The 19,041-nt window shown below is 69.1% G+C and carries 17 protein-coding genes; 7 read left to right on the forward strand and 10 right to left on the reverse strand.

Annotated elements, in window-relative coordinates; translation table 11 throughout:
* Positions 1 to 61: 61 nt before the first annotated feature.
* Positions 62 to 1,234: a M20 aminoacylase family protein gene (locus tag GY40_RS08250; RefSeq protein ID WP_038360806.1), complete on the reverse strand. Its 1,173-nt coding sequence runs from the start codon at positions 1,232 to 1,234 to the stop codon at positions 62 to 64.
* Between the two features lie 451 nt (positions 1,235 to 1,685).
* On the opposite strand from GY40_RS08250, the gene GY40_RS08255 reads away from it, so the two are divergent.
* A complete protein-coding gene (locus GY40_RS08255; protein ID WP_051987668.1) occupies positions 1,686 to 1,997 on the forward strand; it encodes a peptidoglycan L,D-endopeptidase MepK in 312 nt (103 codons plus the stop codon).
* Between the two features lie 7 nt (positions 1,998 to 2,004).
* Here GY40_RS08255 and GY40_RS08260 read toward each other — a convergent pair whose 3' ends face one another.
* Both GY40_RS08260 and GY40_RS08265 read right to left on the reverse strand, forming a co-directional pair.
* A complete protein-coding gene (locus GY40_RS08260; protein WP_038360807.1) occupies positions 2,005 to 2,526 on the reverse strand; it encodes a GNAT family N-acetyltransferase in 522 nt (173 codons plus the stop codon).
* Positions 2,527 to 2,559: 33 nt separating this feature from the next.
* The gene (locus GY40_RS08265) at positions 2,560 to 3,528 is read right to left on the reverse strand and encodes a threonine ammonia-lyase (protein WP_038360808.1); all 969 of its coding nucleotides are present in this window, start codon (positions 3,526 to 3,528) and stop codon (positions 2,560 to 2,562) included.
* Positions 3,529 to 3,833: 305 nt separating this feature from the next.
* On the opposite strand from GY40_RS08265, the gene argE reads away from it, so the two are divergent.
* Together argE and GY40_RS08275 are read left to right on the forward strand one after the other, a co-directional pair.
* On the forward strand, positions 3,834 to 4,979 hold the full coding sequence (gene argE, locus GY40_RS08270; protein ID WP_038362240.1) for an acetylornithine deacetylase: 1,146 nt from the start codon (positions 3,834 to 3,836) through the stop codon (positions 4,977 to 4,979).
* 145 nt (positions 4,980 to 5,124) lie between these two features.
* Complete coding sequence (locus tag GY40_RS08275) at positions 5,125 to 6,714, forward strand: ABC transporter substrate-binding protein (protein ID WP_038360809.1); 1,590 nt, start codon at positions 5,125 to 5,127, stop codon at positions 6,712 to 6,714.
* 36 nt (positions 6,715 to 6,750) lie between these two features.
* Here GY40_RS08275 and GY40_RS08280 read toward each other — a convergent pair whose 3' ends face one another.
* Complete coding sequence (locus GY40_RS08280) at positions 6,751 to 8,013, reverse strand: hypothetical protein (protein ID WP_051987669.1); 1,263 nt, start codon at positions 8,011 to 8,013, stop codon at positions 6,751 to 6,753.
* 181 nt (positions 8,014 to 8,194) lie between these two features.
* Here GY40_RS08280 and GY40_RS08285 point away from each other — a divergent pair, with 181 nt between their 5' ends.
* Together GY40_RS08285 and mobA are read left to right on the forward strand one after the other, a co-directional pair.
* Entirely contained in the window at positions 8,195 to 8,710 is a 516-nt protein-coding gene (locus tag GY40_RS08285) for a DUF2478 domain-containing protein (RefSeq protein WP_051987670.1), read from the forward strand.
* A 36-nt stretch (positions 8,711 to 8,746) separates the two neighbouring features.
* Positions 8,747 to 9,373: a molybdenum cofactor guanylyltransferase MobA gene (mobA, locus tag GY40_RS08290; protein ID WP_038360810.1), complete on the forward strand. Its 627-nt coding sequence runs from the start codon at positions 8,747 to 8,749 to the stop codon at positions 9,371 to 9,373.
* Positions 9,374 to 9,387: 14 nt separating this feature from the next.
* Here the strand turns inward: mobA and GY40_RS08295 are convergent, their stop codons facing one another.
* From GY40_RS08295 to GY40_RS08305, 3 genes are all read right to left on the reverse strand, one after another.
* Positions 9,388 to 9,798 carry an SRPBCC family protein gene (locus GY40_RS08295; protein WP_038360811.1) on the reverse strand — a complete coding sequence of 137 codons (411 nt, stop codon included), beginning with the start codon at positions 9,796 to 9,798 and terminating at the stop codon, positions 9,388 to 9,390.
* Positions 9,799 to 9,899: 101 nt separating this feature from the next.
* Positions 9,900 to 11,018, reverse strand: coding sequence for an Mrp/NBP35 family ATP-binding protein (locus GY40_RS08300; protein ID WP_038360812.1), 1,119 nt, complete (start codon positions 11,016 to 11,018; stop codon positions 9,900 to 9,902).
* Positions 11,019 to 11,048: 30 nt separating this feature from the next.
* Positions 11,049 to 11,309 carry a sulfurtransferase TusA family protein gene (locus GY40_RS08305; protein ID WP_051987671.1) on the reverse strand — a complete coding sequence of 87 codons (261 nt, stop codon included), beginning with the start codon at positions 11,307 to 11,309 and terminating at the stop codon, positions 11,049 to 11,051.
* A gap of 218 nt (positions 11,310 to 11,527) precedes the next feature.
* On the opposite strand from GY40_RS08305, the gene glp reads away from it, so the two are divergent.
* A complete protein-coding gene (gene glp / locus GY40_RS08310; RefSeq protein WP_248311147.1) occupies positions 11,528 to 12,736 on the forward strand; it encodes a molybdopterin molybdotransferase MoeA in 1,209 nt (402 codons plus the stop codon).
* Between the two features lie 44 nt (positions 12,737 to 12,780).
* On the opposite strand, the gene GY40_RS08315 is transcribed toward glp, so the two are convergent.
* The 3 genes from GY40_RS08315 to GY40_RS08325 form a co-directional block, all read right to left on the reverse strand.
* On the reverse strand, positions 12,781 to 13,554 hold the full coding sequence (locus GY40_RS08315; RefSeq protein WP_038360815.1) for a TIGR02186 family protein: 774 nt from the start codon (positions 13,552 to 13,554) through the stop codon (positions 12,781 to 12,783).
* Positions 13,551 to 14,480: a sulfite exporter TauE/SafE family protein gene (locus GY40_RS08320; protein WP_038360816.1), complete on the reverse strand. Its 930-nt coding sequence runs from the start codon at positions 14,478 to 14,480 to the stop codon at positions 13,551 to 13,553. Before GY40_RS08320 ends, GY40_RS08315 begins: the two co-directional genes overlap by 4 nt.
* A gap of 179 nt (positions 14,481 to 14,659) precedes the next feature.
* Positions 14,660 to 18,037, reverse strand: a complete 3,378-nt coding sequence (locus GY40_RS08325) for an SEL1-like repeat protein (protein WP_038360817.1) — start codon at positions 18,035 to 18,037, stop codon at positions 14,660 to 14,662.
* 358 nt (positions 18,038 to 18,395) lie between these two features.
* On the opposite strand from GY40_RS08325, the gene GY40_RS08330 reads away from it, so the two are divergent.
* Positions 18,396 to 18,854, forward strand: coding sequence for a MerR family transcriptional regulator (locus tag GY40_RS08330; protein WP_248311125.1), 459 nt, complete (start codon positions 18,396 to 18,398; stop codon positions 18,852 to 18,854).
* The last annotated feature ends 187 nt before the right edge of the window (positions 18,855 to 19,041 follow it).

The raw sequence follows: 19,041 nt of genomic DNA on the forward strand, positions 1-19,041 counted from the left end.
CGGCGCGTCCGAGATGGGCAGTTTTGAGTGCCGAAATCGGCGAAAGCCGACTTCGCTGCGCTCAAGCCCGCTGCGGCATCGAGATTTCGATCAGGCTCGCCCAGTAGTTCACGCCGACCGGGATCGCCTTGTCGTTGAATTCGTAGGCGGGGTGATGCAGCCCGGCCGAGTCCCCGTTGCCGATATTGATGAAGGCGCCCGGCCGTTCCTCAAGCATGAAGGAGAAGTCTTCCGAGCCCATCGTCGGCGGGACGTCGGTGGTGATCGCGTCGGAGCCGAAGGCTTCCTTGGTCACGCTGGTCACGAAGTCGGTCTGGCCGTGATGGTTGAAGGTGACGGGATAGCCGAGATGGTATTCGAGATCGTATTTCATGCCGAAGGCCTTCATCACGCCGTCGACGATCTCGGTGATGCGCTTCTGCGCGAGCTCGCGGGTCTGCGGCGTCAGCGTCCGCACCGAGCCCTTGATCTCCGCCGTCTGCGGGATGACGTTGAAGGCCTCGCCGGCATTGAGTGCGGTCACCGAGACGACGATCGACTCGAGCGGGTCGGCATTGCGCGAGGCGACGGTCTGCAGCGCGCTGACCAGGGCGCAGGAAGCGACGATCGGGTCGTTGACGCGATGCGGCGCGGCGGCGTGCCCGCCCAGGCCTTCGATCTTGATGTGGATGCGGTCGGCCGCGGCCATGGCCGGACCCTTGGTGATCTCGAACTTGCCGACCGGGACGCCCGGCTTGTTGTGCATGCCGTAGACTTCCTGAATGCCGAAACGGGTGATCAACCCGTCGTCGATCATCGCTTTGGCGCCGGCGCCACCTTCCTCGGCCGGCTGGAAGATCAGTACGGCGGTCCCGTCGAAATCGCGGGTCTGCGTCAGGTATTTGGCGGCGCCGAGCAGCATCGCGGTGTGGCCGTCATGGCCGCAGGCGTGCATCTTGCCCGGCACGGTCGAGCGGTGCTCGAGATTGGTCTCCTCATGGATCGGCAGCGCATCCATGTCGGCGCGCATGGCGATGACCTTGCCCGAGCCCTGGCCCTTGCCCTTGATCACGCCGACGACGCCGGTCTGGCCGATGCCGGTCACGACCTCGTCGACGCCCCATTCCTTCAGCTTGTCGGCGACGAGACCGGCGGTCCTGTGAACGTCGTACATCAGCTCGGGATGGCGATGGATGTCGCGGCGGATCGCGGTGATTTCGGGGGTCAGCGTCGCGATGATGTCGGTCTTGGGCATCGTATCCTCTGAGATGAATTGAGCAACCACGCAGAAAGCGGGTGCCGTGCGCAAGCTAGACCAGTCGCCCGGTGCCTGTCCAAGCCGGCCGGCGCGCAGGCGGTGGGCACGGATGGCATGGCGGCGGTCGGCTGGAAGGGGTGCCCTTGTGGTTCGAGGGGCCGTTCATCGATTGCGAATGAAACGATCAATAGAAGAAAATCACACCAGCCATGATTTCGCCTTTTACAGGCAATAGTGAGCCATCATCTCCGCTCAGATCGTTTGCATTTGCCGATCTGAATTGGCTCACATCCCCCTTCATGTTTGGTTGATTATGCGTCGATTGATGTTGCTTGCGTGCGTGTCCGCGTTCTTGCCTGCTGTCGCTCTGGCTGATGAGCCGATCCAGAAAATATCCTTCCAGCCGCAGGTCAAAGGCCTGGGCTGCCTGAAGCCGGAAACCCGGTCCATGATCACGGCGCTCGTCGACAAGATCGGCCCCATCCAGATCACCTCGACCTGCGGCGGACGCCACGCCCGGCATTCCCAGCATTATCTCGGCCGCGCCATTGACTTCCGTCCGCTGGCGGTCTCGTCGCGCAAGGCGGCCGCCGCCGCCCGTTCGCTGGCGAGCGTCGGTGGCGTCGGCACGTATTCGAATGGTCTCGTCCACGCCGATGTCGGCCAGCGCGAGGCGTCCTGGTACGGTCACAAGCGCAGCCGCTATGCCTCCGCCGCCAAGCGCGGTCGCTATGCGAGGCTCGCCCGCAACGGCGGCTGATCGGCGTTCAGCCGGATAGAGCGCTCAGCGCGTGCCGATAGACCAGATCCTCCGGGTCGGGCCTTTCGGCGCGCGCATCGCGGACCGCCCCGAGCCGTTCGGCGACGGCGATCGAGGCGGCGTTGCCGGGGTCGACATAGCTTACGAGGCTTGAGAGCCGGAGGGTTCGTGCCGCCCAGTCCAGCATGGCGCGTGCGGCCTCCGTGGCGTAACCCTGCCCTTCATGGCCGTCATAGAGCAGCCAGCCGAGCTCCTTCTCGGGAAAGAGCGGGCCGGCATTGATGCCGACCTGCCCGATACAGGGCCCGTTCGCGCTCAGCGCGATCATCAGCGCGCCATGCCCGAACAGCGGCCAGCAGGCGATGTCGTGGCAGAACATGCCCCAGGCCTCTCGCGTCGTCAGCGGGCCGCCCATCCACCTGGAGCGGGGCGACGCCAGAAACGCCGCATAGGCAGGAAAATCCGCCTCGGTCATGGGGCGCAGCGTGAGGCGCTGCGTCTGCAATGTCGGAACAGGGGGCTGGCTCATGGGGCGGCTTCTAGAGCCGCGCCGCCTCGCAGGCTAGACCGCGAATTCGGTCCGCCAGCGGGCGATGTCCTCCAGCGCGACGTTGGAGCCGCAGAGCACGAGGCAGATGCGTTCCCCCGGCCTGAAGCTGTCCTTGCGGGCCAGTGCCGCGGCGACCACGCAGGCGGCCGCCGGTTCCAGCAGCACGCGCCCGTTCTGGAGCACCCAGACGAGCTCGCGCACGGCTTCCGCATCCGGAACCAACACGATCTCCTCGAGGAACTGCCGGGCGGCGGCCATGGTCCGCTCGGTCGCGAAGGGCGCGCCGAGCGTGCGTGCGATCGAGGTCGGGCGGATAGGCACCGGTTTGCCGGCTTCCAGCGCCTGGGTCATCGTCGTCGCGCCCTCGGTCTCGACGCCGTGCAGCCTGACGGCCGGGTCGAGGCCTTTCAGTGCCGCGCCGACACCGGCCGAGAAGCCGCCGCCACCGACCGAGATGAAGACATGGTCGAGCCGGCCGCCGGCGTCGCTGGCGAGTTCGAGGCCGAGCGTGCCGTGCCCGGCGATAATGGCCGGATCGTCATAGGAATGGACATGGACCATGCCCTGCGCGGCGTAATCCTCGGCCTTGGCGAAGGCTGCGACCGAATCCTCGCAAAGCTCGACCTCGCCTCCGGCCTGCCGCGTCAGCGCGATGTTGAGCTCCGGCGTCGCCTTCGGCATCAGGACGAGCGCACGCGCACCCATGGCATGGGCGACCAGCGAAACCGCGATGGCATGGTTGCCGCCCGAGACGGTGACGACCCCGTGCTTCAGCTCCGCCTCGCTCAGCCCCATCAACCGGTTGTAGCAGCCACGCACCTTGAAGGAGCCGCCGAGCTGCAGGCTCTCCACCTTCACCCAGGTCTCGACGCCGAGCCGGGCCGAAAGCCCGGCGCTGTGATAGGTCGGCGTGCGGCGCACCTTGCCGGCGATGCGCGTCGCGGCCGCCTGCACATCGGCGAGGGTGACATCGAAATCCATGATGGCGGCAATCCTGTGCTGCTTTGTCGGGTCAGGGCGACACGAGAGCCCGTCGCGGCATCCTGCGTCAAGCATGGTCAGTGCCGCGGCTTGTCCGGAATCACAGTGAGCTCCGGAGCGATTTTCGACCCGGCTGAACCGTCATTGCGGCTGTAGCCAGGGCGTCGAACGCCACCGCTCCTGCGTTGCGTCGTGGCTTCGCTCCTCGCAATGGCGGGTTCGGGTTTCACTCGGATCGAAAACCGCTTTAGCCTGTCGGCATGGAACCTGCGTCTGGCGGGATTTTGGGAGAAGCCTTCGTGACGATGACGCCGAAAGAGATGCTGGCGAAGCTGGTTTCGTTCAACACGGAATCGCAACGCAGCAATCTCGACCTGATCCATTTCTGCCGGGACTACCTCGCCTCGCTCGGTGTCGAGAGCCGGCTCGCGCCGAGCCCGGACGGGCAGAAGGCCAATCTCTACGCGACCATCGGCCCCAGGCGCGACGGCGGTGTCGTTCTCTCCGGCCACACCGATGTCGTGCCGGTCGCGGGGCAGGACTGGACCTCAGATCCCTGGACGCTGACCGAGCGCGACGGCAGGCTCTATGGCCGCGGCGCCTGCGACATGAAGGGGTTCGACGCGCTCGCGCTGGCCCTGGTGCCGGAGATGCTGGCCGCGCCGCTCGAGCGGCCGATCCACATCGCGCTGTCCTATGACGAGGAGGTCGGCTGCCTCGGCGCGCGCGTCATGATCGCGTCGATGCAGCAGGAGGGGCTGAAGCCCTCGGCCGTGATCGTCGGCGAGCCTTCGATGATGAAGGTCGTGACCGGCCACAAGGGCGGCCTGCGCATGCGCACGACGATTCGCGGCCATGCGGTGCATTCCAGCCGCATCGATGTCGGCGTCTCGGCGGTGATGGTGGCCGGCGAGCTGATCCATTGGCACAACACCACGATGGCCGAGAACAAGGCGCGCACCCCGGCCGGAAACGGCTTCGAGCCGCCCTATTCGACGCTGCATGTCGGCGTCGTGCAGGGCGGGACGGCGGTCAACATCGCCGCTGAGCATTGCACGTTCGCCCATGAGGTGCGCTGCATTCCCGGCGAATTGCAGGAGGCCTATGCCGAGCGCTACAGGGCAAAGCTCGCCGAGGTCGAGGCCGGGATGAAGGCGGTGGCTCCGGAGACCGGCATCGCTCTCGAGATCACCTCCAGCACGCCGGCCATGGGGCCGGAGACGGATGGGGCGGCGGAGGCACTCTGCCGGCGCCTGACCGGTGACAATGGCCGGCATGTCGTCGCCTATGGTACGGAGGGCGGGCTCTTCCAGGGCGCCGGCTGGTCGACGGTGGTGTGCGGTCCGGGCGATATCGCGCAGGCGCATCAGCCGGACGAGTTCATCGCGGTGGAGCAGCTCGAGGCGGGGGAGCGCTTCGTCCGGGGCTTGATCGCGGATCTGTCGCGCTGAGGATCGGGTGGGCCGCAGGAGGCGGCTCGCGAGCAAGCGGTTTTCGGGCAATCGGCGTGTGCCGATGCCCGGATCGCCAAGAAGAGGCCTCGCCGCAGGATGCCAGGCGCGGCGGGATGAGGGTCGGGACCCTGAGGGGGGAGGGATGTCGCGCAGCCGTGCCGCTGCTCTTCTGTTCGCGCTGCTGGCTTTGCTGCTGCCGGCCGCTGCGCAGGCCTTTGTCTGGGCGCGCTCGAGCGATGCGCTGACGCTCGACCCCCATGTCGCCAATGAGGGGCCGACCACGGCTCTCGTCCAGAACATCTATGAAGGTCTCACCGAGCGCGATCGGACAGGGCGCCTCGGCCCGCTTCTGGCGGTGTCCTGGCGGATGCTGCCGGAGGACCCGACGATCTGGGAGTTCAAGCTGCGCCAAGGCGTGGTTTTCCAGGATGGCAGCCGCTTCTCGGCGGATGATGTCGTCTTCTCCTATCGGCGCGCGCTGCAGCCGAATTCCGGTTTTCGCGACCATCTCGCTTCGGTTGCCGATATCGAGAAGGTCGACGACACCACGGTCAGGTTCAGGACGCGCAGGCCCAATCCGGTTTTCATCGCCAATACGCCGGCGATCCTGATCATGAGCAAGGCCTGGGCGGAGCGGCACGGGACCGCCGCGATCCCGGACAGCCCGATCTCCGACGCCAATTTCGCCAATGCCCATGCCAACGGCACCGGCGCCTTCGCGCTGGTGTCGCGGCAGCCGCAGGTCAGGACCGTGCTGAAGCGCAACGAGGCCTACTGGAATCGCGGCGGCGTCCCGCTCGGCATCGCGGAATTGACCTATCTGCCGGTGCCGCAGGCGAGCGCGCGCGTCGCGGCCCTGCTCGCCGGTACGGTCGATTTCCTGCAGGACGTGCCGATTCAGGATCTGCCGCGCCTGCGCGCCCGGCCCGGCCTCACCGTCACGACGGGTGTCGAGAACCGGACGATCTTCCTCGGCTTCGACGTCGCCTCGCCGGCGCCACGCGGGACCGATGCCGGCGGCCGCAACCCCTTCGCCGATCTGCGCGTCCGGCGCGCGATGAACCTCGCCATCGATCGCGACTACATCCGGCGTGCCGTCATGCGCGGCGAGGCGCTGCCGAGCGGCATCATCATCCCGCCATTCGTCGATGGCTGGACGCGCGAGCTCGACATGCCGCCGCCCTTCTCGCTCCCGGAGGCCCGACAGCTTCTGGCCGAAGCCGGTTATTCCGAGGGCTTCTCGACCACGCTCTACTGCCCGAACGATCGCTACGTCTACGATGAGGAGACCTGTCGCGCTTTGGTTCCGATGCTGGCCCGAATCGGAATCCGGGTCACGCTCGTCGCCCAGCCGCAGGCGGCGCAGTCCCAGGCGCTGCGGCGCACGCCCGGTCCCGATGTCTTCCTCGCCGGCTGGGGGACGCTGACCTATGACAGCGAATACCTTTTCTCGTCGCTCTATCACAGCCGCGACGGGCAACGCGGCACCTACAACGCTACGGGGTACAGCGATGCGGAAACCGATGCGCTGATCGACAGGATCTCCGGGGAAATCGACCGGAGCCGGCGCGCCGGGCTCGTCGCGCAACTCTGGCAGAAGCTGCGCAACCAGACGATCTACCTGCCGCTGTTCCACCAGATGCTCAGCTACGCGACGAAGGAGGCGTATGAGATACCCGTCGACGTCGCCAACACGCCGAAGCTGAAGCTGGTCGCTGCCCGCGGGCAGTGAGCCGCGCCGCCGCGGAGCTCGCCTCTGTGGTGATCCTTAAGTCGCGGACGCCGGCGGCTCTCCAGCCTTCGGCCGCGTATGGTTCGCGGCGCGCATCGGCAGCGGTACGGCCGGGCGGTCCGTGCGGTACTGGCCGCGCGCGATCGCGCCGAACATCAGCACGACGGCGGTCAGCGTCATCAGCCACCAGGGCAGCAGCGGCGCGAAGCCGAAGGTGCCGAGCGCGAAGGCGGTGGTGAAGGCCGCGACGCCGCCTGCCGAGAGGGCGCCGGACATGCGCCCCGCGGCGCGGATCGCGAAATAGAGGCAGGCGGCGGCCGTGGCGGCCCCCACCAGTCCGAGCTCGTACCAGGTCTCGAACAGCAGGGTCACCGGCGCCGGCTGCGGCAGGACGCCGGTCATCTGGCCGCGCAGCACGGTGTCGAGGCCATGGCCCGTGATCAGCTCCACCGGCGATTGCCGGATGACGTCGGCCCAGATCGACAGCATCTGGGCGAAGTCGCTGCTGCTGTCCGGCAGGGCCGAGACGAGCGGCGCGAGCAGGAAGGGCAGGAGCGGCGCGAACAGCATCAGCCCCGCGATGATCGCGGCGATGACCTTGGTCGCGCCCTCGCGGCTGGCGGTGACCGCGCCGAAGGCGACGGCGCCGAAGATCATCGCCACCGTCTCGCCATCCTCGAAGCGGGTCAGCGCCAGCAGGCCGACGATGAGCGCGAGCCCGAGCGCGGTCATGCCGCGCTCGCGCGACAAGAGCCAGGCCAGTGCCGGCCAGGCCATGATCAGGATGATCGAGACGCCGCGCTCGACCGCGCCGGGCGGCGCCGCCGCATGGCGCAGCGCCGCGACGATGATGAGGCCCAGCGCGAAGACGCCGGCGACGCTGGTGCCGAGCGCCACGAGATTGAGGTTGGAGGCCCGCATTCGCTCGGGCAGCGCCGACAGGCCGACGAAGCCGAGCGCGACGGCGAGCGCCAGGTTGCCGGCCTTCTCGGCGGCGGTGCCGGGATAGGGGCTCCAGATCAGCGACAGCGCCGCCCAGGCGATCAGCCCGAGCAGGATGAGCCCGGGGCGGCTGAGCAGCGCCGCCTTCAGCCCGCCGAGGAAATGGCGTGGCTCCTCCACGAGCGCGGCGATGATCAGCAGCGCGATGCCGATCGGCACCAGCACCACGGCGGCGCGACGCGAGACCAGCGCGGCCAGCGGTAGCACGAGCGCGAGCGTCGCGAAGCCGATGCGTCGCAGCAGTCTCGCTGCGTCGGTAGCGGGGTCGAGCTGGGCCTTGGAAGGAGGTCGGTTCATGCGTCCCGGATCGATGACAGGCCTTCGGCCAGCCCGGCCGCCCGGATTGAGCCGTCGCTACCCTAGCGAGAGAGGGCGCGCGCGACTGTAGGTGCGGCGCAACACTGCGCCGGCATCTTGCGAGTCCGCCGGCCACCGCGAACCACTGGCGCGACAGGGGGCTTCGTGAGATGAATCGGCCATGATCCGGCTGGCCGCCATCCCCTATGCGAGCAATTTCGGAATCGACGGCTTCATGCAAGGCGTCGTCGCGCGGCTGAGGCGCCGCGGCCTGCGGCTCGGCGGCGTCATCCAGCATAATGACGAGGCTTGCGAAGACCGCCGCATGGCGATGTCGCTCGAGGACCTTGCCAACGGCACCCGCTTTCCGATCAGCCAGGATCTCGGACCTTCCGCCGAGGGCTGCCGGCTCGACGCGGCCGGGCTGGCCGCCGCCGCGGCGGCGTTTTCGGGCGCGCTGACGGAGCGGGCCGATCTCGTCGTCGTCAACAAGTTCGGCAAGCAGGAGGCGCTGGGCGGGGGGCTGCGCGACGAGATCGCGAAGGCGGTCATGGCCGGCCTGCCCGTCCTGCTCGCCGTGCGCCATGATGTCCTGCCGGCCTGGCGCGCTTTCGTCGGTGATGATTGGATCGAATTGGCGGTCGATGAGGAGCAGATCGAGCGCTGGGTGATGGATGCGATGCGGCTTGCGGCCTGATCGACGCGGGTTGATGGCGTCCTCGCGTGCACCGTCATGAGCAGCGCCCCGCCTGCGCCTCCCCTCGGGCTTATCCTTGCCGGCGGCCTCGCCCGGCGCATGGGCGGCGGCGACAAGCCGCTCAGGCTCCTGGCTGGGAGGCCCGTGCTCGACCATGTCGTCGAGCGCTTGCGCGGCCAGTGCGACGGCCTGCTGCTCAACGCCAATGGCGATCCCGCCCGCTTCGCCGCCCATGGCCTGCCGGTGGTCGCCGATTCCGTGCCCGATTTCGCCGGCCCCCTCGCGGGCATCCTCGCCGGGCTGGACTGGCTTGTCGCGCATCGGCCGAACGATGGCTGGCTCGTCAGCGTCGCGGCCGATACCCCCTTCATTCCGGCCGATCTGGTCGCCCGCCTGCATGCGGCGCGCGCAGCCGCCGGAACGCCGCTCGCCTGCGCCGCATCGGCCGGCCGGCAGCACCACGCCATCGGGCTCTGGCCGGTGGGGCTGCGGGAGGATTTGCGGGCAGCGCTGGCGGGCGGCGAACGCCGGCTCGGCCACTGGACGGCGAAGCATGGGGTCGCCGTCGCCGAATGGGTGGCGGAGCCGGTCGATCCCTTCTTCAACATCAACACGCCGAACGACCTGGCCGAGGCGAAGGACATCCTCCGGCGCCTGGGTTAGCTCGCAATGGCGCCTCAGGCTCCTCCGCGCTCCAGCAGCGCCTTCAGCGCGGCCAGGTCGCGCGCGATCATGCCCGCATCGGCCGCCATGTCGTCGTCGGACATGCCGTCGCGCTGGAACAGGGTGAACACCACCTCGGCGCCGTCGCCATTGGGCACGACCCGCATCGGATTGTGCATGGCGGCGCCGTGATCGGGGATGACGGCATGGTCGAGCACGCCGTGCTGGTTCGGCTCGCTGAACAGGATGCGCATCGGCCCCATCGGCGTCTCGGCCCGCCAGGTCATGCCCTCGACATGGACGAAGCTGTGGCCGAGCCCTTCGGCCCATCGCGGAAAATTCACGGGGTCGGCGAGGAAGGCATAGACCTCCTCGGCCGGGCGCGCGACGCCGATGCCGATATGCCGGGCGCGATGGATGGCCATCACATGCCTCCTTCGTTCGAATAGGAACAAAAGAAGAACAAGATCGCCACGATGTCAAGCGGCGTCCATGCAAGCCGCTTCCTGCGGCCGGCGCCTGGGCTCTACTCGATGACGATGCGCGGTGCCGCCCGTGTCGCGCCACCCAAGGCCGCCTGGACCTGCCGCGCCAGGGCGATATAGGCCTTGGCATGGGCGCTCGAAGGGTCGCTGGCGACGATCGGACGCCCGCCATCCGAGGTTTCGCGGATCGGCATGGCGAGCGGGATTTCGCCGAGGAAGGGGATGCCGAGCCGTTCCGCCTCGTGACGCGCGCCGCCATGGGCGAAGATGTCGGAGCGGTGCCCGCATTCCTGGCAGATGAAATAGCTCATGTTCTCGACGAGGCCGAGGATCGGTACCGCGACCTTCCTGAACATCGCCACGCCGCGCCTTGCGTCGAGCAAGGCGAGGTCCTGCGGCGTCGAGACGATGACCGCCCCCGCCAGCGGCACCTGCTGGGCCATGGTGAGCTGGGCGTCGCCGGTGCCGGGCGGCATGTCGACGACGAGCACGTCGAGCTCGCCCCAGGCGACCTCGCGCAGCATCTGCGTGATCGCCGAGATCACCATCGGCCCGCGCCAGATCATCGGCGTCTCCTCGTCGACGAGGAAGCCGATCGACATCACCTTCAACCCATAGGCCTCCATGGGGCCGAGCGTGCGGCCGGAGACGATCTGCGGCTTGCCGGTGATGCCGAAGAGCTTCGGCATCGAGGGGCCGTAAATGTCGGAATCGAGCACGCCGACCTTGAGCCCCAAGGTCGAAAGCGCCACGGCGAGATTGGCGGCGGTGGTCGACTTGCCGACGCCACCCTTGCCGCTCGCCACCGCGATGATCTGCTTCACGCCGGGCACGCCGGCCGGCTTCGGCGGCGCGCCGCCGGGCGCGGGGCGGTGCGCCTGCTGGCGGGCCTGCATCCCGGCGGAAGGCGCGGCCTTGTCGGCCGTCAGCCCCACCAGCACCTGCGTCACGCCGGGCAGGCCGCCAACGGCGCTTTCCGCCGCCTTGCGCACCGGCTCCATCGCTGCAGCTTCGGTCGCGTCGATGCCGATGGCGAAGATCACCTTGCCGCCGTCGATCAGGATGTCCGCGACCCGGCCGGACGCTGCGAGCGATTGCCCGCTCGCCGGCAGTTTCACCAGTTCCAGCGCCCGCAGGATGTCGGCTTGGGAAAGGCTCACGTCGGAAGTCTCCGTTCCTTGCTTGGGGCTTCAGCTTGCCTTGCGGATGTGGAAGACGAGGATGCGCCCCGCGCCATCCTGCCGCTCGATCGCATCGCCCGTCTCGCGCGCCAGATTCGGCAGGTCGATCGCCGCCATCGGATCGGTGCACTGCACGACGAGGAGGCTGCCGGCCACCGCCGCATCGAGCGCCTTGCGCACATGCAGCACGGGCAGGGGGCATTTCAGGCCGCGCAGATCGAGCGCAATGGTGTCCATGGTCGCGCCCGCTCGGGTCGTTGTCGTCGTCATGTCTCATATGATGGCTTTTCGGGCAGGGGCAACCTGCGCCGCAGCCATGCGCTTGACCCATCCCCGCATGGCAAGGGAGAAGGGGGAGGGATAACGCGGCAACGTCCCGGACGATGCCGCGAAGCCGGGGAGAGGCGGAGACCGATGGAAGCGGGTGGCCGCGAGCGGCGGGAACGGCCATGGCGCGCCTGAAAGGCATCGGGCCGGGCCACGCGCCGATGACGCTCGCCGAGGCCGGCGCGCGGGCGGTTTCCCTGGTCGCTCCGGTCGCCGGCACGCAGGCGCTGCCTTTGTCGCAGGCCGATGGCCGTGTCCTGGCGCAGGATGTTTTCGCCGGTTTGCCCCTGCCGCCCTTCGCCAATTCGGCCGTCGATGGCTACGCGCTGCGTTTCGACGACCTCGCGCCCGGTGCCGAAACCCGCCTGCCGGTGCTCGGCCGCGTCGCCGCGGGCGAGACGGCGCCATCGGAGTTCGGACGCGGCGCGCTGCGCATCTTCACCGGCGCCCCGCTCCCGCCCGGTGCCGATACGGTCGTCATGCAGGAGGATGTGGCGCGCGAGGGCGACGCGATCCTGCTGCCGCCGGGGCTGAGGCGCGGCGCCAATCTGCGGCCGGCCGGCGAGGATGTCGCCCGGGGCGCTCGCGCATTCGAGGCTGGGCGCCGTTTGCGCCCGCAGGATCTCGGCCTGCTGGCGGCGCTCGGGCTGGAGCGCGTCACGCTCCGGCGCCGCCCGCGCGTCGCGCTGTTCTCGACCGGCGACGAATTGACCGAGCCCGGCGGGACACTGCCTCCGGCCGCGATCTACGACGCCAACCGGCCCATGCTGCGCGCCCTGCTGGCGCGCGCCGGCGCGGAGCCTGTCGATCTCGGCATCCTGCGCGACGACCGCGACGGTCTGGCGGCACGGCTGAAGGAAGCCGCGCGCGATTGCGACCTCGTCATCACCTCGGGCGGGGTCTCGGTCGGGGAGGAGGATCACGTCAGGGCGGCGCTGGCCACGCTCGGCTCGCTCGATTTCTGGCAGATTGCGATCAAGCCCGGCAAGCCGGTCGCCGTGGGCACGATCGCGGACACGCCTTTCCTCGGCTTGCCCGGCAATCCGGTCGCGGCCTTCGTCACCTTCGCCTTCGTCGCGCGGCCGATGATCGCGCGGCTGGCCGGCACGGCGTGCGACCCGCTTCTGCGCCTGCCGGTGCGGCTCGGCTTTTCGCATCGGGGCAAGCCGGGGCGGCGCGAATTCCTGCGCGTCTCGGTCGAGCCCGGGGCGGATGCCGTTCCGCTGGCCCGCAGGCATCCGGGCGAGGGGGCGGGCTCGCTGGCCTCGCTGACCCAGTCCGACGGGCTCGTCGAGCTGGCCGAGGATCCGGCGCTGGCCGAGGAAGGCAGCATCCAGCCCTTCCTGCCCTATTCCGCGCTTCTCGGCTGAGGGGCCAGCCGGTTCAAGGCCGCGACGGATCGAAAAAGAGAGCCTCAATCCCGCCGGAAGACGACGCTGGCGCCCCAGCCGAGGAACAGCGCGAGCAGGATGGTGGCCAGCCCGTAGAGCCACGGCCAGTCATAGGCGCCGGAGGCGAGGCGCTGCTCGGCGCCGGTCTTGATCACCTCGAAATTCGTCTGCTGCCGCGCCAGCGGCACGCCGCCGGCATAGAGCACGACATCGACGGTATAGGAGCCGGTCGGCGCCGTCGCGGGGACGTCGATCGGCGCGCTGAACAGGGAGTTCGAGAGAAAGGTCACGCCCCGTTGCTGATAGGCATAGAGGTCCTTGCCCTGCATGATGCGCACGAGGCTGTCGCGGAACGTCGCCACGCTGCTGTCGTCGAACCAGCTTTGCGCCGGGCGTTCGGCATTGGCGAGGCCGACCCGGTCGCGCCTCGCCGTTTCCGCGCTCATCATCTCGCTGATCGGCCGGTTGGTCGCGACCAGCAGGAAGACCGGGCTCTCGGGGAAGCGCCGCTGCGTGCGGTTGATCCAGATCGGGCCGAACCGTTCCTTCTGGCGCACCAGCAGCATGCGGCGCGGCCCGCGCACGGTAATGATGATGTCGTGCGGGTCGCCGCGGGCGACGCTGCGCCCGTCGCGCTCGACGAGACCGAAGACGGTGAGCTGGCTGCCGGTATAGTTCGAGGTGATCTGGATCTGGTGGCTCGACATCGCCGCGATCAGCGTCTCGGCCCGCGCCGGCATGGCGAGGGCCAGCAGGGCGGCCAGCAAGGCGAGGGCGTGGAGGCAGGCCCCTCTCATCGCGCGCTCTCCGGCACGACGACCGAGAAGGGCTCGCTCGGCGGAATGAACAGCTCGATCGCGAAACGCAGCCCCACCGAGAGGATCAGCAGGGCGAGCAGCAGCCGGAAGGATTCGACGTTGAGGTTGCGCGCGGCGCGGCCGCCGAACTGGGCGCCGACGACGCCGCCGACCAGCAGCAGGGCGGCGAGGATGATGTCGACCGACTGGTTGGTAATGGCGTGCAGCAATGTCGCGCCGGTCATCGTCACCAGGATCTGGAAGAGCGAGGTGCCGACCACGACGGAGGGCGGGATGCGGAAGAAATAGATCAGCGCCGGCACGAGGATGAAGCCGCCGCCGACGCCGAGCACCGCGCCGATGAAGCCGATCACGACCGCGAGCAGCGCGATCGGGATGATGCTGCAATACAGGCCGGAGCGGTAGAAGCGCTGGCGGAACGGCAGCCCCATCCACCAGGGATGCATGCCGCCGCGCCGCTTGCGCCGCGCCGGCTTGCCGGCCCTGACGCGCAGCATCGCGCGCACGGCGTCGTAGAGCATCAGCCCGCCGATGATCGAGAACAGCGTGACGTAGGACAGGGTGATGACCAGCTCGAGCTGGCCGAGGCGGCGCATCGCGTTGAAGAACGCCACGCCCAGCACGGTGCCGACGATGCCGCCGGAGACCAGGACGCCGCCGAGCTTGAGATCGAGCGCTTTGCGCCGGAAATAGGTCAGGACGCCGGTCATCGAGGAGCCGGCGACCTGCGCCGCCACCGTCGCCACCGCGACCGCCGGCGGAATGTCGAGGAAGATCAGCAGCGGCGTCAGCAGGAAGCCGCCGCCCACGCCGAACAGCCCGGAGATGAAGCCGACCGCGCCGCTCAAGCCCAGCACCATCAGCACGCTGATCGGAAGCTCGGCGATCGGCAGGTAAATCTGCACTTCTACCCCTCATGGACGGCGCTTGAGCAGTTGCTTGCGCCGATGATCCCAGGCTACGCGGTCCGGGTTAAGGCAAATTGTCGAAACGACGAAGGACGGGCCTTCCACCGGCCCGTCCCAGAGACGGTCATTCTTCCTGCCGCGTCAACACGTCGTAAGCATGACGTGTTTCAGGGCTTTCAGCTCCGGCTCGGCTTGCCGGGTTTCGCCATCGAGGCCGTCGGGCCGGCATCCCAGCCCTTCGGCGGCGGGGTGACTTCGTTGGCGGCGGTGTCGAGCACTTTCGGCTTCCAGCCCGTCGCCCGGGCCTTGGCGGCGGCGAGCTCTTCCGGCTTCAGGCGTTGGGCGACTTCGTCGCGCTTGCGGGCGGCGTCCTCATCGCCCTGCACGGCCGCGATCGCGAACCAGACATAGGACTGCGCCAGGTCGGCCGGCGCGCCGAGCCCGCGGCCGAGCAGCACGGCGAGATTGTACTGGCTGTCGCGCACGCCGAGCTCGGCCGCTTTCGCAAACCAGGTGTTCGCGGTGGCATAATCCGGCTTGCCGGCGGCACCCTCGGCATAGAGCACCGCGAGGTTGTGCATCGCCTTGGCGTTGCCGCGCTCGGCGGCGCGCTGATACCAGATCCGGGCGAGGGGCAGGTCGCGCGGAGCTCCCACGCCCTTCTCGAACATGTTGCCGAGGCGGAACTGTGCCGGCGCGAGCCCCGCGACGGCCGCCCGCTCGAACAGGCGCAGGGCGAGCTTGGGGTCGCGCGAGCCGGTGGGGCCGTCGGCGGCGCGTGTCGCGAGTTCGTAGACGGCGCGTGCGTCGCCATCGAGCGCGGCCTTGCGCAGCCCGGCGCTGCCCAGCCCGGTCGGCAGATCGCCGAGGCCGGTCACGGCCTGCACCGGCTCGGAGGCGGGCAGCGTGGCGCTGGCCGTTTCCGGCGTGGCCTGCGCCGGTTCCGTTGCGGCGGATACGGTGGCCGGAGCCGGGGCGGCGGGGGCATTGCCCGCATCCGCGTTGATGGTGCCGCCCGCATTCGCGGCAGGCGATGAGAGAGCGAGCGAGGACTGGTCCTTGGAGGGAGCCTGTTCCGCCGGCGCCGGCGGCGACAATGCCGCCGCTGTTTCCGGCAGGGCGGCCGGGGGAGCGAGCAGGTTCTGGCTCTCGTTGCTGGCCGTCTTCGTATCCTTGCCGCCCAGCGAGCTGGTGACGACCTGGGCGGTTCCCAGCGCGAGGATCACCGCGGCGAGGCCGAGCAGGAGGGGGCGCTTGCGCTTCTCCATGATCTCGCGCAGCCGGCCTGGGCTCTTCGCGGCGGGTTCGGCCGCCGTGGTGGGCGCCGTCGCGGCGGCTTCGCTGGCGGCCTTGGCCGAGCGGCGTGCGGCGGCGATCAGGCTCTGGCGAACCGATTGCGCATCCTGGCCGGCATTGGTGGTCGCCTCGGGGCGGGGGCGGCCGGAGCCCGGCTCGAGCGGCAGGTCGAAGGCCGCGCTCGGCATGGCGAGGGTCGGCTCGGTGCGCTGGGGCGCCTCGCCGGCAACCGGCCGGTCCTGAGCGGCGGGAGCCGCGACGAGCGGCTCGCGAGACGTCGAGAAGCGCCTGGTCGGCTCCTGGCGCGTCGCCGGCTCCTGGGCCCGCGGCGCGGCTGGCCGGCCGGAAGCGCCATGGCGCTCCGCTAGCAATTCGCCTTCGAGGTTCGACAGGCGGCCCATGATCGCTTCGAGCGTCTGGTTGAGGGCGCCGAGCGCGTCATGCGTCTGCCGTTCCGAGGAGATCTGGGTGTCCCGCATGCCGGAAACCAGGCCGGAGAGCTCGACGATGCCCTTGCCCGGCGTCACCGCGCTGGTGGCCTGCACGAGCGCGGCGCGCTCGGCTGCCGTTTCCTCCCGCATCGAGCGCAGATGCACGACCAGATCCTGCAGCGTCCGCTCGATGCCGCTCTCGGCGTGGCGGGTCGCGGCCGCCTCGTCGAGCCGGGCGGCGATCCCCGAGATCTGTTGCTCGAGCGCCTCGAAGGACTCCGAATTCGCTTCAGGCGCGCCAGCTTCGTCGATCTTCTCGGCGAGGTGGCGCAGCATGTCTTCGATCGGCTTGAGAGCGGCCGGCACGCGCCCGTCCGCGCCCTCGGTCATGCGGACAAGCTCGCTCGAGGCCGCGAGGCTCTCGATGCGCCCGGCCAGGGCTTCGATCTGGCGCGTGACGGCGACCGGGCTGTTCTCGGCGAGCCGCTCGACATGCTGCTGGAGCAGGTCGAGGCGATGGTCGATCTGGTTATCGGGGCGACGCTCGGCGATTTCGTCGAAACGCTGCGACAGCCGGTCGATCTGGCCTGCCAGCGCCGAGAGCGGCCCCAGCTCGAACTCGCGCGGGCGGCCCGAAAGCACGGCGCTGCGCACATCCTCGATGGCCGAGGACAGGTTGCGCATCTCGCGCATGTCGGGTTCGATCTCGCGCAGCCGGCTGATCTCGAAGCCGAGCGAGGCGATCTGCTGCGAGAGCTCTTCCAGCCGGTGGTCGTTGCCGTTCTGCGCGACCAGCTCGCGCAGCTCGGCGATATCGCGCGCCAGCGGCGTCGGATCGATGCCGCCAGCCGATGCGAGCGCGTCGATCTTGTTCGCCAGATGCGCGATCTCGCGCTGGACATGCTGGTAGCCACCGCCCGAGCGATCTTGCGACAGGCGTGAAACCTCCGCCTCGAGGCGGGCCAGCGGCTTCAGTACCGGTTCGAAATGATCGCGGCCGGCGAGCCTGTCGAGGCGCTCGCCGAGAGCGGCGATCTTGGTCTCGATCGTATGGGCGAGATCGCCGCCGAAGGGGGCCGCGGGCCGCTGCTGCGGCGCGGCCGCGCGCCGCGCATCCGGCGAGAGGCGTGCGCTGAGGTCGCGCAGATCCTCGCGCAGCGCCGAGATGCGGTCCTGCGAAGCTTGAGCCGGCCGAGGCGCCTCGCTCTCGTCCCGATCGAGCAGGCGCTGGCGCGTGCGGATATCGGTGACGGCGGCGGCGAGTCCGTCGCGGCTGAACGCAAGCCGGGGAGAGCGATCCTCGCCGGCCTGCTGCCGGGGCTCGACGGCGCGGCGCTCGATCTCGACGATCCGCTCGCCGATCGACTTGATGGCCTCGGCGATGACGCTGGTCGCCCGCTCCTGGCGTTCGGCGGCCGTCCGCTCGCCCGAGGACAGGCGGTCCTCGGTCTTCTCGATCCAGCGCGTGATCGAATCGAGCGCCCCGGCGGTGCGTGCGCTCGTCTCGCGCGTCAGCCTCTCGGTCGCCGCCGCCTGGCGGAGCAGGATGTCGATCTCATTGCGCGAGGGCTGAGGGGTCGGTGCGCGCGCGGCGGTTTCGGTCTGCGTCTGGGAGAGCCGCGCGAGCCGCTCCGAGAGGGCGGCGATATCGAGCTGCTCCGGCGGCGCCGTGGCGGCCATCGCCGGCTGCGCCTCCTCGCTCTCGTCGCGAATCTTGTGATCGAGCCATTCGCCCAAGGTCATGCCGGCGCGGCGAGCCGCCGCCTTAGCCGCATCGCGCGTCCTCGGGTCGACCCCCTTGACGCTCCAGGGCAAGCTGTTCGCCATGATTGTGCTCGCCTCCAGGGCCCGTTGTTAACGAAGGCGCAGCTCCCTGACGCCGCCGCTTCCGCTCGATCCGGCGATCCGTGAAAAGAACGTTGACGAAGTCGCAACGCCGGTCCGCGCCCCTGAGATTTCGCCGGCATGGTAAACAGCGGGTTAAGAATTCCGACCGATCCGTTAATTTTTTCCGAAGCGCCGCTTTTCTGCCGCCTTGTCGGGGTTCGTATAACCGTAACTTACCCCACCCTGGGGGCGTATTACCTGACGCTAGGGGAGGGGGTGCCGTAAGAAGACATCTCAGCAAGGCGATGCCGCCAATATGTGCCGGTGCCGCCGTCCATCTTTCAAGGAATGAATGCTCATGTCGCGCCAAAGCTCAGCTATGGCGGGTTCCTCGATTCATGAGACCCGCGCTGACAATGTCCCGGTCGCGGATTCCGATGCCGGGGGCTTCACCATCAGCGATCTCGCCCGTGATTTCGGCGTGACGCTGCGAACCCTGCGCTTCTACGAATCCCGCGGCCTGCTTGCGCCGGCCCGCTCGGGCATGACGCGCATCTATTCGGCGCGTGATCGTGCCCGGCTCGCGCTCATCCTCAAGGGCAAGCAGCTCGGCTTCACCCTGGTCGAGATTCGCGCCATGCTCGCCAATGAGGAGAAGAAGGCGGGCTCGGCGGGCAAGTCGGCCTCGGTCGGCGGCCTGCATCTCAGCCGCGATCAGATCGTCGAGCAGCTCGAGCTGCTGCGCAGCCAGCGCGCCGAGATCGAGGACGCCATCAAGGAGCTCGAGGGCTCGCTCACCCGGCTCAGCGCCGCCTGAGATCGTACCGCGTCGCGGGCCGATCCGGTTTCCGACGAAAAGCGCGGGGTCACCTCCCGTCTCCGGATGGATGCACGTGGTCCGTCCCAGAACCCCGGCTTTGCCGGGGTTTTTTGTTGCCTTGCCATCGAACGGTCACGCGCTGGAGGACAAATTCCCCGGACACCCATTGCGCGTCGGGCAAGAT

The organism is Allobosea sp. UNC402CLCol (assembly GCF_000745475.1).
GTDB classification, from domain to species: domain Bacteria; phylum Pseudomonadota; class Alphaproteobacteria; order Rhizobiales; family Beijerinckiaceae; genus Allobosea; species Allobosea spartocytisi.

Coding starts and splice junctions, on each gene's coding strand:
- GY40_RS08250 (WP_038360806.1), bottom strand. CDS start 1,234: ATGCCCAAGACCGACATCATCGCGACGCTGACCCCCGAAATCACCGCG.
- GY40_RS08255 (WP_051987668.1), top strand. CDS start 1,686: ATGATCACGGCGCTCGTCGACAAGATCGGCCCCATCCAGATCACCTCG.
- GY40_RS08260 (WP_038360807.1), bottom strand. CDS start 2,526: ATGAGCCAGCCCCCTGTTCCGACATTGCAGACGCAGCGCCTCACGCTG.
- GY40_RS08265 (WP_038360808.1), bottom strand. CDS start 3,528: ATGGATTTCGATGTCACCCTCGCCGATGTGCAGGCGGCCGCGACGCGC.
- argE (WP_038362240.1), top strand. CDS start 3,834: ATGACGCCGAAAGAGATGCTGGCGAAGCTGGTTTCGTTCAACACGGAA.
- GY40_RS08275 (WP_038360809.1), top strand. CDS start 5,125: ATGTCGCGCAGCCGTGCCGCTGCTCTTCTGTTCGCGCTGCTGGCTTTG.
- GY40_RS08280 (WP_051987669.1), bottom strand. CDS start 8,013: ATGAACCGACCTCCTTCCAAGGCCCAGCTCGACCCCGCTACCGACGCA.
- GY40_RS08285 (WP_051987670.1), top strand. CDS start 8,195: ATGATCCGGCTGGCCGCCATCCCCTATGCGAGCAATTTCGGAATCGAC.
- mobA (WP_038360810.1), top strand. CDS start 8,747: ATGAGCAGCGCCCCGCCTGCGCCTCCCCTCGGGCTTATCCTTGCCGGC.
- GY40_RS08295 (WP_038360811.1), bottom strand. CDS start 9,798: ATGGCCATCCATCGCGCCCGGCATATCGGCATCGGCGTCGCGCGCCCG.
- GY40_RS08305 (WP_051987671.1), bottom strand. CDS start 11,309: ATGACGACGACAACGACCCGAGCGGGCGCGACCATGGACACCATTGCG.
- glp (WP_248311147.1), top strand. CDS start 11,528: ATGACGCTCGCCGAGGCCGGCGCGCGGGCGGTTTCCCTGGTCGCTCCG.
- GY40_RS08315 (WP_038360815.1), bottom strand. CDS start 13,554: ATGAGAGGGGCCTGCCTCCACGCCCTCGCCTTGCTGGCCGCCCTGCTG.
- GY40_RS08325 (WP_038360817.1), bottom strand. CDS start 18,037: ATGGCGAACAGCTTGCCCTGGAGCGTCAAGGGGGTCGACCCGAGGACG.
- GY40_RS08330 (WP_248311125.1), top strand. CDS start 18,396: ATGTCGCGCCAAAGCTCAGCTATGGCGGGTTCCTCGATTCATGAGACC.